The following is a 16,620-nucleotide window of genomic DNA, read 5'->3' on the forward strand; positions in this document are numbered from 1 at the left end:
GTACGGACCAGCGGCCACGGGCCACTTCCGGCATGTTCCGGACCAAGTCGGTCGAGCAGTCGATCCGCGACACGGAGGAGCCGGAGCACGCCCTCCGGAAGTCCCTCTCCGCCTGGGACCTCACGGTCTTCGGCGTCGGCGTCATCATCGGCACCGGCATCTTCGTCCTCACGGGCAAGGTCGCCAAGGAGAACGCCGGTCCGGCGACGGCCCTCGCCTTCGTCGCCGCCGGCATCGTCTGCGCCCTCGCCGCCCTCTGCTACGCCGAGTTCGCCTCGACGGTGCCGGTGGCGGGTTCGGCGTACACCTTCGCGTACGCCTCCATCGGCGAGCTGCCCGCCTGGATCATCGGCTGGGACCTCGTCCTGGAGTTCGCCCTCGGCACGGCGGTGGTGGCCGTCGGCTGGTCGGGCTACGTCCGTTCGCTCATGGACAACATCGGCTGGCACCTGCCGGCCTCGCTCGAAGGCCCGGACGTGGCGGGCGGGACCTTCGACATCCTGGCGTTCGTGCTCGTCCTGGTCCTCACCGTCGTCCTCGTCCTCGGGATGAAGCTCTCCGCCCGGATCACCTCGGTCGTCGTGGCGATCAAGGTGGCCGTGGTGATGATCGTGATCGTCGCCGGCCTGTTCTTCGTCGTCGGCGACAACTACAAGCCCTTCGTCCCGCCCGCCGTCACCCCGGAGGGCGGCGGCTCCAACTGGACCTCCCCGCTGGTCCAGCTGCTCTTCGGCTACGAACCGACGAACTTCGGCGTCATGGGCATCTTCACCGCCGCCTCCGTCGTCTTCTTCGCCTTCATCGGCTTCGACGTGGTGGCCACCGCCGCCGAGGAGACCAAGCTGCCGCAGCGGGACATGCCCCGGGGCATCCTCGGCTCGCTCCTCATCTGCACCGTGCTCTACGTGGCCGTCTCGCTCGTCGTCACCGGCATGCAGAACTACAAGGAGCTGTCGGTGAGCGCCCCGCTCGCCGACGCCTTCAAGGCCGCCGGACACCCCTTCTACGCGGGCGTGATCAGCTTCGGCGCCGCCATCGGCCTCATCACGGTCTGTCTGATCCTGCTGCTGGGCCAGACCCGCGTCTTCTTCGCGATGAGCCGCGACGGCCTGCTGCCGCGCTTCTTCTCCGTCACCCACCCCCGCTTCAGGACCCCGTACCGGCCGACGATCCTGCTCGGCGTGATCATCGCGGTCGTCGCCGGCTTCACCAGCATCAACGAGCTGGCGACCCTGGTGAACATCGGCACCCTCTTCGCCTTCGTGGTGGTCGCGGTCGGCGTCGTCATGCTCCGCCGCACCCGGCCCGACCTGCCGCGCGCCTTCCGCACCCCCTGGGTGCCCGTGCTGCCGTTCCTGTCCGTCGCGGCCTCGGTCTGGCTGATGCTCAACCTGCCGGGCGAGACCTGGTTCCGGTTCGCCGTCTGGATGCTGATCGGCTTCGCCGTGTACTTCCTGTACGGGCGGAATCACAGTCGGCTCGCACGGGAGAACGGGGCCGTCCGGCGCTGAACGGGTGACGCCGGAGGCACGGGGAACGGGGTCCCGGAGGACGGCTACAGTCGGCTCGTACCCGACCTCCTCCCGATGACCGGAGTGCTGGATCCCCCATGGCGAACCACCCCCAGACCCCCCTCGCCCCCCGCCACGACACCGCCGGGGCCCTGCGGCTGAAAGGCCCCTGGCTGACCCGCGGCAAGGAGGGGAGGTTCAGCGCCTACCTGCCCCGGGACGGCGAGGTGGTCCGCTGGACCGAGGGTCCCGACGGCCGCTGGACCGGGCCCGTGTCGCTCGGCGGCGGCGGACTGGAGCCGGGCCTCTCGGTGGGACAGGGAGCCGACGGGTACGTCCACCTCGTGGCGGTGCGGCCGGTGGCCGGCGGTGAACCGGACCACGTCGAGCTGGTGCACACCGTCCAGTTCCAGACGGGCCGGCCCGCCCTCGAATGGCGCCCGCTCGCCCACCCCAACGGCAGGTCCTACGCGTGGACGGGGAGCCCGAGCGTGACCGTGGACGGCATCGGCCGCGCGTACGTCTTCTGCCGCAACGGCGGCGGGGGCGTCAGCGTGCGGGCCCAGAAGGACGCGGGCGGCTGGCACCCCTGGTGGGACCTGCTCGGCTCCAAGACCGATCCGTCGCCGGTCGCCGTCACCAACGGCCTCGGCTTCGTCGAGCTGTACAGCTCGCACGCCAAGGGCCTCGTCCGCTACGTCCAGCGCGAGTCCGGGGCCAAACCGCTCCGCGAGGAGCTGCTGCCCGCCTCGGTGACCATGGGCACGCTCGCGGCCGTGACCGGCCCCTCCGGACACGTCACCCTCTTCTACGTCGACCAGGAGGGCGGACTCCGCGCCTGGTCCCCGGAGCGCGGTCTCGAACCGACGCGCCTCGGCCGGGCGGCCGGTACGGGCCCGCTGTACGCGACCCGCTGTCTCGTCGACGGCTCCGACCGCACGGTCCTCGCCCGGCGGACCGCCGACGGCCGGCTCGCCCTCACCGGCCACCCGAGCGAGCGGGAGGAGGAGGCGGAGGAGCTGGACTGGACGGAGACCGGGGACCCGCAGGACGGGCCGGACACCGTCCTCACCCAGGACCCCGACGGCGGCCTCGTCGTGATGACCGCGGCCCCCGGACGCCCGCCGGCCGTCGCCCGCCGGGAGGCGGGGGCGGAAGGGCTCCGCCTCGGCGACCGGCGCTCCATAGGGTGAGACCGGCCGCACGCGGACGGCCCCGGCACCCGGGAAGGGGTGCCGGGGCCGTCCGCGTGCGGGGCCCGGTGCGTTACGCCGGGACGCTCGCCACGCCCTGCGCCAGGAAACGCTTGCCGTTGACGCGCTCGGAGACGCCCTCGCGGTCCAGGTACGGCGTGATGCCGCCCAGGTGGAAGGGCCAGCCCGCGCCCGTGATCAGGCAGAGGTCGATGTCCTGCGCCTCGGCGACGACACCCTCCTCCAGCATCAGGCCGATCTCCTGCGCCACCGCGTCCAGGACGCGGTCGCGGACCTGCTCCTCGGTCAGGACGGTGTCGCCCTGCTTGAGGAGGGCGGCGACCTCCGGGTCGAGCTCCGGCTTGAAGCCGTTCTCGGCGTTGTAGACGTAGAAGCCGCGCTTGCCGGCCTCGACGACCGCCTTCAGGTTGGGGGAGACCTTGAAGCGCTCGGGGAAGGAGCGGTTCAGGGTCTCGGAGACGTGCAGGCCGATGGCCGGGCCGACGAGCTCCAGGAGCACCAGCGGGGACATCGGCAGGCCGAGCGGCTCGATGGCCTTCTCGGCCGTCTCGACCGGGGTGCCCTCGTCGATGACGTTCTGGATCTCGCCCATGAAGCGGGTCAGGATGCGGTTCACGACGAACGCCGGGGCGTCCTTGGTGAGGACCGCGGTCTTCTTCAGCTTCTTGGCCACGCCGAAGGCGGTGGCGAGGGAGGCGTCGTCCGTCTTCTCGCCGCGGACGATCTCCAGGAGCGGGAGGATCGCGACCGGGTTGAAGAAGTGGAAGCCGACCACGCGCTCGGGGTGCTTGAGCTTGGAGGCCATCTCCGAGACGGACAGCGAGGAGGTGTTGGTGGCGAGGATCGCGTGCGCCGGGGCGACCGCCTCGACCTCCGCGAACACCTTCTGCTTGACGCCCATCTCCTCGAACACGGCCTCGATGATGAAGTCCGCGTCCGCGAAGCCCTCGGCCTTGTCGAGGACGCCGGAGACCAGGCCCTTGAGACGGTTGGCCTTGTCCTGGTTGATGCGGCCCTTGCCGAGCAGCTTCTCGATCTCGGCGTGGACGTAGCCCACGCCCTTGTCGACGCGCTCCTGGTCGATGTCGGTCAGGACGACCGGCACCTCCAGGCGGCGCAGGAAGAGCAGGGCGAGCTGGGAGGCCATCAGACCGGCGCCGACGACGCCGACCTTGGTGACCGGGCGGGCCAGCGACTTGTCCGGGGCGCCGGCGGGGCGCTTGCCGCGCTTCTGCACCAGGTTGAAGGCGTAGATGCCGGAACGCAGCTCGCCGCCCATGATCAGGTCCGCGAGGGCCAGGTCCTCGGCGTCGAAGCCCTTCTGCAGGTCCCCGTCCTTGGCGGCCTCGATGATGTCGAGGGCGCGGTAGGCGGCCGGGGCGGCGCCGTGCACCTTGGAGTCGGCGACCAGGCGGCCCTTGGCGACGGCCTGGTCCCACGCCTCGCCGCGGTCCACCTCGGGACGCTCGACGGTCACGGAGCCGTTCAGCACGCCGGCGGTCCAGACGAGCGACTGCTCCAGGAAGTCCGCGCCTTCGAAGAGCGCGTCGGCGATGCCGAGTTCGAAGACCTGCGCGCCCTTGAGCTGACGGTTCTGGTTCAGCGAGTTCTCGATGATGACCGAGACGGCCTTCTCGGCGCCGATCAGGTTCGGCAGGAGGACGCAGCCGCCCCAGCCGGGCACCAGGCCGAGGAACACCTCGGGCAGCGAGAAGGCCGGCAGGGCCTTCGACACGGTGCGGTAGGTGCAGTGCAGACCGACCTCGACGCCGCCGCCCATGGCCGCGCCGTTGTAGTACGCGAAGGTCGGCACGGCGAGGGAGGACAGACGCTTGAAGACGTCGTGGCCGCCCTTGCCGATGGCGAGGGCCTCGTCGTGCTTCTTCAGCAGCTCGACGCCCTTGAGGTCGGCGCCGACGGCGAAGATGAACGGCTTGCCGGTGACGCCGACGCCGACGATCTCACCGTTCGCGGCCTCGGCCTCGACCTGGTCGATCGCCGTGTTCAGGCGGGCGAGGGACTGCGGCCCGAAGGTGGTCGGCTTGGTGTGGTCGAAGCCGTTGTCCAGGGTGATCAGCGCGAACCGACCGGCGTTCGCCGGGAGTTCGAAGTGCCGTACGTGGGCCGAGGTCACGACCTCGTCCGGGAAGAGCTCGGCGGCGCCCTTCAGAAGCTCGGCGGTGGTGCTCACTTGCCCTCCCAGTGGGGGTTTTCCCAGATGACCGTGGCGCCCATGCCGAAGCCGACGCACATCGTGTTGAGGCCGTAGCGGACCTCCGGGTGCTCCTCGAACTGGCGGGCCAGCTGCGTCATCAGACGGACGCCGGAGGAGGCGAGCGGGTGACCGTAGGCGATCGCGCCGCCGTACTGGTTGACGCGGGCGTCGTCGTCGGCGATGCCGTAGTGCTCCAGGAAGGCGAGGACCTGGACCGCGAACGCCTCGTTGATCTCGAAGAGGCCGATGTCCCCGATCGAGAGGCCCGCCTTGGCGAGGGCCTTCTCGGTGGCCGGGATCGGGCCGTAGCCCATGACCTCGGGCTCGACGCCGGCGAAGGCGTACGAGACCAGGCGCATCTTGACCGGGAGGCCGTTCTCGCGGGCGAAGTCCTCGGAGGCGATGACCGAGGCGGTGGCGCCGTCGTTCAGACCGGCCGCGTTGCCCGCCGTCACGTTGCCGTGGACGCGGAACGGCGTCTTCAGGCTGGCCAGCGACTCCAGGGTGGTGCCCGGGCGCATCGGCTCGTCGGCGGTGACCAGGCCCCAGCCGGTCTCGCCGGTGGAGGGGTCGGTGCGGCGGACCGAGATCGGCACCAGGTCCTGCTGGATCTTGCCGTCGGCGTACGCCTTGGCGGCCTTCTCCTGCGAGCGCACGGCGTACTCGTCGGCGCGCCGCTTGGTGATGCTCGGGTAGCGGTCGTGCAGGTTCTCGGCGGTCATGCCCATGAAGAGGGCGGACTCGTCGACGAGCTTCTCCGACACGAAGCGCGGGTTCGGGTCGACGCCCTCGCCCATGGGGTGGCGGCCCATGTGCTCGACACCGCCGGCGATGACGGCGTCGTAGGCGCCGAAGGCGATCGAACCGGCGACGCTCGTCACGGCCGTGAGGGCGCCGGCGCACATGCGGTCGATGGAGTAGCCCGGCACCGACTGCGGCAGCCCGGCGAGGATGCCCGCCGTGCGGCCGAGCGTCAGACCCTGGTCGCCGATCTGCGTGGTCGCGGCGATGGCGACCTCGTCGATCTTCTGGGGGTCGAGGCCCGGGTTGCGACGCAGCAGCTCCCGGATGGCCTTGACGACGAGGTCGTCGGCGCGGGTCTCGTGGTAGATGCCCTTCGGGCCCGCCTTGCCGAACGGGGTGCGGACGCCGTCGACGAAGACGACGTCCCTGACGGTACGAGGCACGATGGCTCTCCTCCAGGGTGCGGAACGGCCTGCTGCGACGCGCCTGAGCGCGCGCTTGGTTCCCCATGCTACTTGCGGGTAACCACGCTGCCCACCCCCTGGGGGCCAAGCGGCGAAGGTCACACCGGGAACTCTGCCGGACACGCCGGGAAACGGCCGGGCACGACGGAGCCCCCGTCACCCTTCCGGGTGGCGGGGGCTCCGCGGGCGGGGCCGCCGGACGGCGTTACGCGCTCGCCGCCAGCGCCTTCACCAGCAGCGGCGTCACCAGCTCGACCTGCCAGGGGCGCGCGCCGTGGGCCGTCAGCGCGGCGGCGACGCCCTCCGCGTCCGCCCGGGACGGCGGCTCCCAGCAGACCCGGCGCACGGTGTCCGGGGTGATCAGGTTCTCCTGCGGCAGGTTCAGCTCCTCGGCGAGCGCCGAGACCGCCGCGCGCGCGGCCGACAGGCGGGCCGCCGCGACCGGGTCCTTGTCGGCCCAGGCGCGCGGCGGGGGCGGCCCCGCGACCTGCTGGCCCGGCTGGGGCAGCTCGCTCTCCGGCAGCGCCCTGGCCCGGTCCACCGCGGCCTGCCACTGCTCCAGCTGACGGCGGCCCATGCGGTGGCCGAAACCGGGCAGGGCCGTGAGCGCGGCCAGGTTCACCGGCACCGCGAGCGCCGCCTCCACGATCGCCGCGTCGCTCAGCACCTTGCCGGGGGAGACGTCGCGCCGCTGGGCCACCCGGTCGCGGGCCGTCCACAGCTCCCGCACGACCGCCATCTGGCGCCGGCGGCGCACCTTGTGCATGCCGGAGGTCCGCCGCCACGGGTCCTTGCGCGGCGGGGCGGGCGGGGCCGAGGCGATCGCGTCGAACTCCTGGCGCGCCCACTCCAGCTTCCCCTGGCGGTCGAGCTCCTCCTCCAGGGCGTCCCGCAGGTCCACGAGGAGTTCCACGTCGAGCGCCGCGTACCGCAGCCAGGGCTCGGGGAGCGGCCGGGTCGACCAGTCCACGGCGGAGTGGCCCTTCTCCAGCGCGTAGCCGAGGACGGACTCGACCATCGCGCCGAGGCCGACGCGGGGGAAGCCCGCGAGCCGGCCGGCCAGCTCGGTGTCGAAGAGCGAGGTGGGGACCATGCCTATGTCACGCAGGCAGGGAAGGTCCTGGGTGGCCGCGTGCAGAATCCATTCGGTGCCGGTCAGCGCCTCGCCGAGCCCCGAGAGGTCGGGGCAGCCCACCGGGTCGATCAGCGCGGTGCCCGCTCCCTCGCGCCGGAGCTGGACGAGGTAGGCGCGCTGCCCGTAGCGGTAGCCGGAAGCGCGCTCGGCGTCCACGGCCACGGGGCCGGTGCCGGCCGCGAAGGCGGCGATCACCCCGGCGAGGGCCTCCTCGGTCTCGACGACGGGCGGCACCCCTTCGCGGGGCGCCAGCAACGGGGTCGGAAGCCCGTGCGCAGGGACGTCGTCGTCCGGGGGGCCGCCCCCGGTGGTGCGCAGTGCTGTGTCTGCTGCGGTCTCTCGGGCGTCGGTCACCCGTCAAGGGTATCGGTGAACGGCGGGCGCCTGTCGACGGAACGTTCCCTCGACAGGCGCCCGCCGGTTGTCCACCGCCCGTCAGTGGATGATCCCCGTCCGCAGGGCCACCGCGACCATCCCGGCGCGGTCGCCGGTGCCCAGCTTGCGGGCGATGCGGGCGAGGTGGCTCTTCACGGTCAGGGCGGACAGGCCCATGGAGACGCCGATCGCCTTGTTCGACTGGCCCTCCGCGACGAGCCGCAGCACCTCGACCTCACGGCCGGAGAGCTCGCGGTAGCCGCCCGGGTGGCTCGGGGCTCCCGGGGGGCGGCGGTGGCCCAGACGGGCCGCCGCGGCGCCGATGGGGGCGGCGCCGGGGCGGGTGGGGTGACCGATGTTGGTCCGGGTGCCGGTGACGACGTAGCCCTTCACTCCTCCGGCCAGGGCGTTGCGCACGGCGCCGATGTCGTCGGCGGCCGAGAGGGCGAGGCCGTTGGGCCAGCCGGCCGCGCGGGTTTCGGACAGCAGCGTCAGGCCGCTGCCGTCGGGCAGATGGACGTCGGCAACGCAGATGTCGCGCGGGTTGCCGACGCGGGGACGGGCCTCCGCGATGGACGACGCCTCGATCACGTCACGTACTCCGAGGGCCCACAGGTGTCGGGTCACGGTGGAACGGACGCGAGGGTCGGCCACGACGACCATGGCCGTCGGCTTGTTCGGGCGGTAGGCGACCAGGCTTGCGGGCTGCTCGAGGAGAACGGACACCAGGCCTCCTGGGGGGAAGGTGGGGGACGGAGCCGGCTCGGGGAAGAAGCCGGGGGCGGACCCGTGCTGTGAAGGGGTCACTGACTCCTTCGGCACCGGGGCCGCCCGCCTTTAGGGAAAGATCACGATTTGGTGAGTAACAATTAGGGCAATTCGGACGCCTGATCGATCATCCTACGAGTAACCCCCTTGGCTTCACCCTCACGAGGGAGCCCCGGCGCACCTTTCCGAACGCCCCGGAGGGCGCCGGGGGTCTCCCGGAGCGCCCGGGGGACCGCCCGTCAGACCTGTTGCGGCCCCCGCCGCTGGGGCAGCGATACGACCCCCGCGCCCGTGGTCGTGCCCGCCCCCGGGTCGAGCGGCGCCGGCGGGAGCCCCGCGACCTGGCAGAGCAGGTCGCACCAGGCCGCCAGGTGCGCCCCCGTGTCCGGCACCCCGGCCGGGCCCTCGCGCGGCGTCCAGGACGCCCGGATCTCGATCTGGGTCGCCGGCCGCCGGTCCGCGAGCCCGCCGAAGTAGTGCGAGCCCGCCATCGTGACGGTCCCGCCCGCCTCCCCGTACGCCAGCCCCCGCGCCTCCAGGGCCCCGGTCAGCCAGGACCAGCACACCTCCGGCAGCAGCGGGTCCGACGCCATCTCCGGCTCCAGCTCCGCCCGGACCAGCGTCACCAGGCGGAACGTTCCCTTCCAGGCGTCGTGCCCGTCCGGGTCGTGCAGCAGGACGAGCCGCCCGTCCGCCAGGTCGTCCTCGCCGTCCACGACGGCCGCCTCCACCGCGTACGCGTACGGGGCCAGCCGCTGCGGCGGCCTGGTCGGTTCGACCTCGACCTCGGGCCGCAACCGCGCCCCGCGCAAGGCGTCCACCGCCCGCCGGAACGAGGATGGCGCCGGGTTCGTCTCCGTGCTGTCCGCCGTTTCGTCCGTCCCTCGATCGCCGTCGGAATGATCGGAAAAATGTCCCTGAGCCGCAGCCATGCGGGGAAGAGTAGGCGGAACGGACCCTCCGCGCAGGGAGGGACACCCGGCCCGGACGAGCGGCTTCCCGCCACATGCGAAGATTCTGGGCGTGAGTGCCAACGATCGCCCGCAGGGCCAGCAGACGAAGCACCAGTCGCGGACGTACGACTCCGCGTTCCTCAAGGCGTGCCGGCGCGAGCCGGTGCCACACACCCCCGTCTGGTTCATGCGGCAGGCCGGGCGCTCCCTCCCCGAGTACCTGAAGGTCCGCGAGGGCATCCCCATGCTGGAGTCGTGCATGCGGCCCGAGCTGGTCACCGAGATCACGCTCCAGCCCGTGAGGCGCCACAAGGTGGACGCCGCCATCTACTTCAGCGACATCGTGGTCCCCCTCAAGGCCATCGGCATCGACCTCGACATCAAGCCCGGCGTCGGCCCGGTCGTCGCCGACCCGATCCGCACCCGCGCCGACCTGGACCGGCTGCGCGACCTGACCCCCGAGGACGTCCACTACGTCACCGAGGCCATGGGGATGCTCACCGAGGAGCTGGGCGACATCCCGCTCATCGGCTTCGCCGGCGCGCCCTTCACCCTCGCGAGCTATCTCGTCGAGGGCGGTCCGTCGCGCAACCACGAGCACACCAAGGCGCTCATGTACGGCGACCCGCAGCTCTGGGCCGACCTCCTCGACCGCCTCGCCGGGATCACCTCGGCCTTCCTCAAGGTCCAGATCGAGGCCGGCGCCTCCGCCGTGCAGCTCTTCGACTCCTGGGTCGGCGCCCTCTCCCCGGCCGACTACCGTCGCTCCGTGATGCCCGCCTCCGTGAAGGTGTTCGACGCGGTCGCCGGGTACGGCGTCCCGCGCGTCCACTTCGGCGTCGGCACGGGCGAACTGCTCGGCCTCATGGGCGAGGCCGGCGCGGACGTCGTCGGCGTCGACTGGCGCGTCCCGCTGGACGAGGCCGCCCGCCGCGTCGGCCCCGGCAAGGCGCTCCAGGGCAACCTGGACCCCGCCGTCCTCTTCTCCACCCGCGAGGCCGTCGAGGCCAGGACGGACGAGGTCCTGGCCGCCGCGAAGGGCCTGGAGGGGCACGTCTTCAACCTGGGCCACGGCGTGCTGCCCACCACCGACCCGGACGCGCTCTCCCGTCTCGTGGAGTACGTCCACACCCGCACGGCCGTCTGACCCCGCGGGCACCGCGCCCGCGCACGACGGCGGCCGCCGGGACATCCCCCCGGCCGCCGCCGTCCGGCCCGTCCCCGGGCCCTCAGCCCGCCTCGCGGACCGCCACGGTCGCCTTGCGGGCCGCGATCAGCACCGGGTCCCACACCGGCGAGAACGGCGGCGCGTACCCCAGGTCCAGGGCCGTCATCCGCTCCACCGTCATCCCCGCCGTCAGCGCCACCGCCGCGACGTCCACCCGCTTCGCCGCGCCCTCCCGGCCCACGATCTGCGTCCCGAGCAGCCGCCCGGTCCGCCGCTCGGCCAGCATCTTCACCGTCATCGGGGCGGCCCCGGGGTAGTAGCCCGCGCGGCTGGTCGACCCGACCGTCACCGTCACGAACCGCAGCCCCACCTCCAGGGCCTCCTTCTCCCGCAGGCCCGTCCGCGCGATCTCCAGGTCGCACACCTTCGACACCGCCGTGCCCACCACGCCCGGGAAGGTCGCGTAGCCGCCGCCGGCGTTCGAGCCGATGACCTGGCCCTGCTTGTTGGCGTGCGTCCCCAGGGCGACGTGCCGCTCCCGGCCCGACACCAGGTCCAGGACCTCCACGCAGTCGCCGCCCGCCCAGATGTTCTCGTGGCCCCGGACCCGCATCGCCAGGTCGGTGAGCAGTCCGCCGTACGCCCCCAGCGGCAGTCCCGCCGCGCGGGCGAGCGAGGTCTCCGGCGCCACGCCCGTGCCCAGGACCACCACGTCCGCCGGGTACTCCTCGTCGTCCGTCGCCACCGCGCGGACCCGGCCGTCCGCCCCGGTCAGCACCTTCGTGACCGCCGCCGAGTTGACCGTCCTGATCCCGAGCCCGTCCATCGCCTCGTGCACGAGACGGCCCATGTCCGGGTCCAGGGTCGCCATCGGCTGCTCGCTCCGGTTGAGGACGGTGACCTCGTGGCCCCGCTTCAGCAGGGCCTCGGCCATCTCCACCCCGATGTACCCGGCGCCGACCACGACCGCCCGCCGGCCCTCCGTGCCGGAGAGCGTGTCGAGCAGCGCCTGCCCGTCGCCCAGGTTCTGCACCCCGTGCACCCCGGGCGCGTCGATCCCCGGCACCGGCGGACGCAGCGGCGTGGCGCCCGTCGCGATCACCAGCTTGTCGAAGCCGGTCCACTCCTCCGTCCCCGTCTCCAGGTCCCGGGAGCGGACCCGCTGCCCCTCGACGTCGATCTCCGTCACCTCGGTCCGCGTCCGCAGGTCGATGTCACGGGCCCGGTGCTCCTCGGGGGAGCGGGCGATCAGGTCGTCGCGCGATCCGACGTCCCCGCCGACCCAGTACGGGATGCCGCAGGCCGAGTACGAGGAGAAGTGCCCGCGCTCGAAGGCGACGATCTCCAGCTCCCCGGGGGACCTGAGCCTGCGCGCCTGTGACGCGGCGGCCATGCCCGCCGCGTCCCCACCGATGACCACCAGTCGTTCGCTCATGGGGAGACGCTACTTCGCGGGCGCCTCCGGCGGCTCCGGGGACTCCGGCGGTTCCGGTGCCGTGGACACGCCGGCGGCGTTCCGCCCGGCCCGGGGCCGTCCGGGGCGCGGTGCCGGGACCCGGAGGGGGCGGCGGGCCGCAAGGCGGGGGCGGACCAGGCGGCGCCAGAGGACGAAGACGGCCAGGGCGACCGCCAGCCACGGGGCCAGGGCGGCGAGCACGACCACGATCCAGGACACCACGCCGACCAGGGCGCTCCAGCCACCGCCCAGGGCGTCCAGGACGCCGGGACGGCCCTCCTCCGGGGCCGGCGGCTTCTCCTCCGCCTTCTTCGCCTTCCTCTTCTCGGAGAGCTGGAGGGTGATGGTGGCCAGCGACGTCCGGTCCGCCAGTGAGGACTGCTGGGCGAGCAGCGACTCCAGGTCGGCCTGCCGCCGGCTCAGCTCGGCCTCCAGGGTCACCACGTCGGACAACCGCTCGGCCCGGTCCATCAGCGCCCGCACCCGCGCCACGCTCGCCCGCTGGCTGGCGATCCGGCTCTGCACGTCCACCACCTGGTCGGTGACGTCCTTGGCGTCCGCCTTGCGGCTCAGCAGCCTCCCCGCGCCCGCCAGCTCGGTGAGGACGGAGTCGTACCGCTCCTGCGGCACCCGCAGCACGACGTGCGAGGCGAGGTACGCGTCGTCGACCCGCTCCGTGGACTCGTTCTCCACCCGGCCCCCCGCCTCCGCCGTCACCCGGCGGGCCGCGGCCAGCGCCTTCGCCGCGTCCGCGACCTCCACGGAGAGCGTGGCGGTACGGATGACGTGCTGCCCGGCCGGCGCCTTCGGCGCGGCCTTCCCGGGAGCGGCGCCGGGGGAGGCGTCCGCCGCGCCCTCGGCCGCGCCGCCCGGGGCCCGTTCGGCGGGCCGCGCCGCCCGCGCGTCCGCCGCCTTGCCGCCCGCGTCCGTTCCGCCCGCTCCGCAGCCCGTCAGGACCAGTGACGCCGTCAGCAGGGCGGCGGCCGTCGTACTCGCTCTCCGCATGGAGACCCCCAGGATGGTGATGAGTGATGCCCTTTGGACGTACGGGCCGGTGGCGGGGGTTGCCGTCCGGCGGTAGCGATGCGGTCACGGTCCGGCCTCGGAACGGGAGCGCGGGGGCGGTTTGAGAGAGTGGCCCCATGAACGCGGACACCACGGCCCCCCACGTCGTCGTCGCCGGAGGCGGGATCACCGGCCTCGCGGCCGCCCACCGGCTGGCCCTCGCCGGCCACCGGGTGACCCTCCTCGAAGCGGACGGCCGGCTCGGCGGCAAGCTCCTCGCCGGGGAGGTCGCGGGCGCCCCCGTGGACCTCGGGGCCGAGTCGCTGCTCGCCCGCCGCCCCGAGGCCGTCGCCCTGGCCCGCGCGGTCGGCCTCGGCGACCGGCTCCGGCCCCCCGCCACCACCACCGCGTCCGTCTGGTCCCGGGGCGGGCTGGTCCCCATGCCGAAGGGGCACGTCATGGGCGTGCCCGGCGACGCCGACGCGGTCCGGGGCCTCCTCTCCGAGGAGGGCGTGCGCCGGATCGCCGGCGACCTCGGCCTGCCGCCCACGGAGATCGGCGAGGACGTCGCCATCGGGGAGTACGTCGCCGCCCGCATGGGCCACGAGGTCGTGGACCGGCTCGTCGAACCCCTCCTCGGCGGGGTGTACGCCGGGAACGCCTATCGCATCTCCATGAGGGCCGCCGTCCCCGCGCTCTTCGAGGCCGCCCGCTCCCATCCCACGCTCACCGCCGCCGTCCGCGCCGTCCAGCGGGCCGGCGCCGCCGTCCCGGCCGACGCGGCGGGCGCCGCCACCGGCCTGGGCGGCTCCGTCTTCGCCGGCATCGAGGGCGGCGTCGGCACCCTGCCCGGCGCGGTCGCCGACGCGGTCCGCGCCGCGGGCGGCGAGATCCTCCTGAACGCCCCCGTCACGGAACTGCGCCGGACCGGGACCACCGGCTGGCAGGTGGTCGGCGGCGACCGGGTCCTCGCCGCCGACGCCGTCGTCCTGGCCACCCCCGCCGGGCCCGCCGCCGCGCTCCTGGCCGCGCACGCCCCCGCCGCCGCGAACGAGCTGAACGCGATCGAGTACGCCTCCATGGCCCTGGTCACCCTCGCGTTCCGCCGTTCCGACGTGCCCGGCCCGGCGGGCTCCGGCTTCCTCGTGCCGCCCGTCGACGGCCACACGATCAAGGCGTCCACGTTCTCCTCCCGGAAGTGGGGCTGGGTCGCCGACGCGGCCCCCGACCTGTTCGTGCTGCGCACCTCGGTCGGCCGCCACGGCGAGGCGGAGCAGGTCCACCGCGAGGACGCCGACCTGGTGGACGCCTCCCTCGGGGACCTGGCCGCCGCCACCGGCCTCGGCGCCCGCCCCGTCGCCGCCGCGGTCACCCGCTGGCTCGGCGGCCTGCCCCAGTACCCGGTCGGCCACCTCGACCGCGTCGCCCGCGTCCGCGCGGCCGTCGCCGCCCTCCCCGGCCTGCGGGTCGCGGGGGCCGCGTACGACGGCGTCGGCGTCCCCGCCTGCGTCGCCTCGGCACTGCGCGCGGCCGACGAGATCACCGACGGGTTCGGGGCCGGAACCGGGGACGAGAGCACCGCCACGCGGGAAACGGCCGACCCGGGTACGGGGCACTCCTCGTGAAGGGCGAGAATGGACCCATGAGTGCGCCCGAAAAGATCCCGAACGCCGGTAAGAAGGCGAAGGACCTCAACGAGGTCATCCGCTACACCCTGTGGTCCGTCTTCAAGCTGCGCGACGTCCTGCCCGAGGACCGGAGCGGCTACGCCGACGAGGTCCAGGAGCTGTTCGACCGGCTCGCGGCCGAGGACGTCACGATCCGCGGCACGTACGACCTGTCGGGTCTGCGCGCCGACGCCGACGTCATGATCTGGTGGCACGCCGAGACGAGCGACGAGCTCCAGGAGGCGTACAACCTCTTCCGCCGCACCCGCCTGGGCCGCGCCCTGGAGCCGGTCTGGTCGAACATGGCGCTGCACCGCCCCGCCGAGTTCAACAAGTCGCACATCCCGGCCTTCCTGGCCGACGAGAACCCGCGCGACTACGTCTCGGTCTACCCCTTCGTGCGCTCCTACGACTGGTACCTGCTGCCGGACGAGGACCGCCGCCGCATGCTCGCCGACCACGGCAGGATGGCCCGCGGCTACCCCGACGTCCGCGCCAACACGGTCGCCTCCTTCTCGCTCGGCGACTACGAGTGGCTCCTCGCCTTCGAGGCCGACGAGCTGCACCGCATCGTGGACCTCATGCGCCACCTGCGCGCCTCCGAGGCGCGGATGCACGTCCGCGAGGAGGTCCCGTTCTTCACCGGCCGGCGCAAGAGCGTCGCCGACCTGGTGGCGGGCCTGGCCTGACGGCCGTACGAAAACCTGGTGGCGGCCCGGCTCCCGGCCGGGTGCGCCACCCCTCGACCCGGAAGATCAGACGGCCGGCGGAACCCATCCGCCCGCCGCTCCAGCGACACCGGGTCCGGCACCGGGTGCGGCGCGCTTCGAGCGCGCCGCACCGGCGTCATTTCGGGGCTTCTCCCCGGCCGCGGGAGCGGCGCGGGGCGTACCGGCGGTCAGCCGGAGCTGGAACACGAGCTGGAGCTCGAACTCGAACACGAGCTGGAGCTGGAGCACGAGCTGGATCCGGAGCTCGAACACGAGCTGGAGCTCGAACACGAGCCGGAACCGCCGCCGCAGCCGCCGGAACTCCCTCCGCAGCCGCCGGAACCGCCCCCGGAGCACGAACCCCCGCCCCCTCCGCAGGAGTCGGCGCCCGCGCACCACACGGCGGCCACGGCGAGCGCGTCCGGCCCGGAGGACGCCGAGGAGGCAGAAGACGCAGGGTGCCGGTGCCCCGGCCCCGGACGCCCTCCCCGCCGGGGCCCGCCGAGACGGGCGGCGGCGAGGAGCCGCTCCCTGAGCACCGGGTCCGGCAGGGCCCGCGGCCCGTGCAGGGCCACGAGGAGACCGGCGTCCGCCGAGTGCCCGTGCGCGCGCCCGTACGAGGAGGACGCCTCCCGGCCGGCCGGGGTGACCCGCCCGGCGGAGACCGCCCCGCAGACGAGGGCGACGATCCCGGCGGCGAACAGCACCGGCAGCACCGTGACGACGAACGGCACGGCGGGTCCCGGGCCGGCGGCGAGGCCGACGACCGTGAGGAACGCCGAGACCGGGACGAGCAGGAGGGCCGTGAGGCCGAGCGCGAGGCACCACCGCCCCGTGGTGCGCCGCGTCCCCGGGTCCACGAGCAGCCCGCGCGCCGCGAGGCCGTCGCCGATCTCCTGCACCGCCGGGTGCCGCATCGCGGCGAGCCGCAGGTGGTGGAGGGCCCCGTGCGGAGCGGCGGCGTACTCCTGGAACACCGCGCGCTCCACCGGGTCGTGCGCGACGGGACGGACGACGGACACGACGCCGGGCCCGCCGACCGCGAGCCGGCCGTCCGCCCGGAGGGCGGCGAGGGCGCTGTCGACGACCCTGGCGGGACCGCCGTTGAGGAACGCGGCCTCGTAGCGGTCGTGGACGGGACCGCCGGGGCCCCGGCGGGTCCGGACGACCCGGGTGACGACCAGGGCGATGCCGGCGACGCCCCCGAGGTAGTGGAGGGCGATCAGGAAGCCCAT

13 protein-coding genes are annotated in these 16,620 nt (G+C 73.8%); 5 read left to right on the top strand and 8 right to left on the bottom strand.

The features are described 5' to 3' along the window. Positions 1-32: 32 nt before the first annotated feature. Both ACFYZY_RS21920 and ACFYZY_RS21925 read left to right on the top strand, forming a co-directional pair. Positions 33-1,511 carry an amino acid permease gene (locus ACFYZY_RS21920; protein WP_388696657.1) on the top strand — a complete coding sequence of 493 codons (1,479 nt, stop codon included), beginning with the start codon at positions 33-35 and terminating at the stop codon, positions 1,509-1,511. A gap of 98 nt (positions 1,512-1,609) precedes the next feature. Beyond that, positions 1,610-2,704, top strand: coding sequence for a hypothetical protein (locus ACFYZY_RS21925; protein WP_388696659.1), 1,095 nt, complete (start codon positions 1,610-1,612; stop codon positions 2,702-2,704). 73 nt (positions 2,705-2,777) lie between these two features. On the opposite strand, the gene ACFYZY_RS21930 is transcribed toward ACFYZY_RS21925, so the two are convergent. The 5 genes from ACFYZY_RS21930 to ACFYZY_RS21950 form a co-directional block, all read right to left on the bottom strand. After that, positions 2,778-4,916, bottom strand: a complete 2,139-nt coding sequence (locus ACFYZY_RS21930) for a 3-hydroxyacyl-CoA dehydrogenase NAD-binding domain-containing protein (protein WP_388696662.1) — start codon at positions 4,914-4,916, stop codon at positions 2,778-2,780. Further along, positions 4,913-6,127, bottom strand: coding sequence for a thiolase family protein (locus ACFYZY_RS21935; RefSeq protein ID WP_388696665.1), 1,215 nt, complete (start codon positions 6,125-6,127; stop codon positions 4,913-4,915). Before ACFYZY_RS21935 ends, ACFYZY_RS21930 begins: the two co-directional genes overlap by 4 nt. 226 nt (positions 6,128-6,353) lie before the next feature. Continuing rightward, positions 6,354-7,637, bottom strand: coding sequence for an HRDC domain-containing protein (locus tag ACFYZY_RS21940; protein ID WP_388696668.1), 1,284 nt, complete (start codon positions 7,635-7,637; stop codon positions 6,354-6,356). A gap of 81 nt (positions 7,638-7,718) precedes the next feature. Beyond that, positions 7,719-8,384: a response regulator transcription factor gene (locus ACFYZY_RS21945; RefSeq protein ID WP_015037008.1), complete on the bottom strand. Its 666-nt coding sequence runs from the start codon at positions 8,382-8,384 to the stop codon at positions 7,719-7,721. Positions 8,385-8,665: 281 nt separating this feature from the next. Continuing rightward, positions 8,666-9,358, bottom strand: a complete 693-nt coding sequence (locus ACFYZY_RS21950; RefSeq protein WP_388696672.1) for a DUF3000 domain-containing protein — start codon at positions 9,356-9,358, stop codon at positions 8,666-8,668. Between the two features lie 91 nt (positions 9,359-9,449). On the opposite strand from ACFYZY_RS21950, the gene hemE reads away from it, so the two are divergent. After that, positions 9,450-10,526 carry a uroporphyrinogen decarboxylase gene (hemE, locus tag ACFYZY_RS21955; RefSeq protein ID WP_388696675.1) on the top strand — a complete coding sequence of 359 codons (1,077 nt, stop codon included), beginning with the start codon at positions 9,450-9,452 and terminating at the stop codon, positions 10,524-10,526. Positions 10,527-10,608: 82 nt separating this feature from the next. Here hemE and ACFYZY_RS21960 read toward each other — a convergent pair whose 3' ends face one another. Both ACFYZY_RS21960 and ACFYZY_RS21965 read right to left on the bottom strand, forming a co-directional pair. Further along, positions 10,609-11,982 (bottom strand): FAD-dependent oxidoreductase, encoded by a 1,374-nt coding sequence (locus ACFYZY_RS21960; protein ID WP_388696677.1) that lies wholly within the window; start codon positions 11,980-11,982, stop codon positions 10,609-10,611. Between the two features lie 9 nt (positions 11,983-11,991). Beyond that, positions 11,992-13,008, bottom strand: coding sequence for a DUF4349 domain-containing protein (locus tag ACFYZY_RS21965; protein ID WP_388696680.1), 1,017 nt, complete (start codon positions 13,006-13,008; stop codon positions 11,992-11,994). Between the two features lie 137 nt (positions 13,009-13,145). On the opposite strand from ACFYZY_RS21965, the gene hemG reads away from it, so the two are divergent. After that, on the top strand, positions 13,146-14,633 hold the full coding sequence (gene hemG, locus ACFYZY_RS21970; RefSeq protein WP_388696682.1) for a protoporphyrinogen oxidase: 1,488 nt from the start codon (positions 13,146-13,148) through the stop codon (positions 14,631-14,633). Positions 14,634-14,650: 17 nt separating this feature from the next. Then, positions 14,651-15,364 (top strand): hydrogen peroxide-dependent heme synthase, encoded by a 714-nt coding sequence (hemQ, locus tag ACFYZY_RS21975; RefSeq protein WP_388696685.1) that lies wholly within the window; start codon positions 14,651-14,653, stop codon positions 15,362-15,364. 209 nt (positions 15,365-15,573) lie between these two features. Here hemQ and ACFYZY_RS21980 read toward each other — a convergent pair whose 3' ends face one another. Continuing rightward, a complete protein-coding gene (locus ACFYZY_RS21980; RefSeq protein ID WP_388696688.1) occupies positions 15,574-16,620 on the bottom strand; it encodes a TIGR04222 domain-containing membrane protein in 1,047 nt (348 codons plus the stop codon).

The sequence above is a fragment of the Streptomyces sp. NPDC001744 genome, assembly GCF_042892575.1.
In the GTDB taxonomy this organism is placed as follows: Bacteria; Actinomycetota; Actinomycetes; order Streptomycetales; family Streptomycetaceae; genus Streptomyces.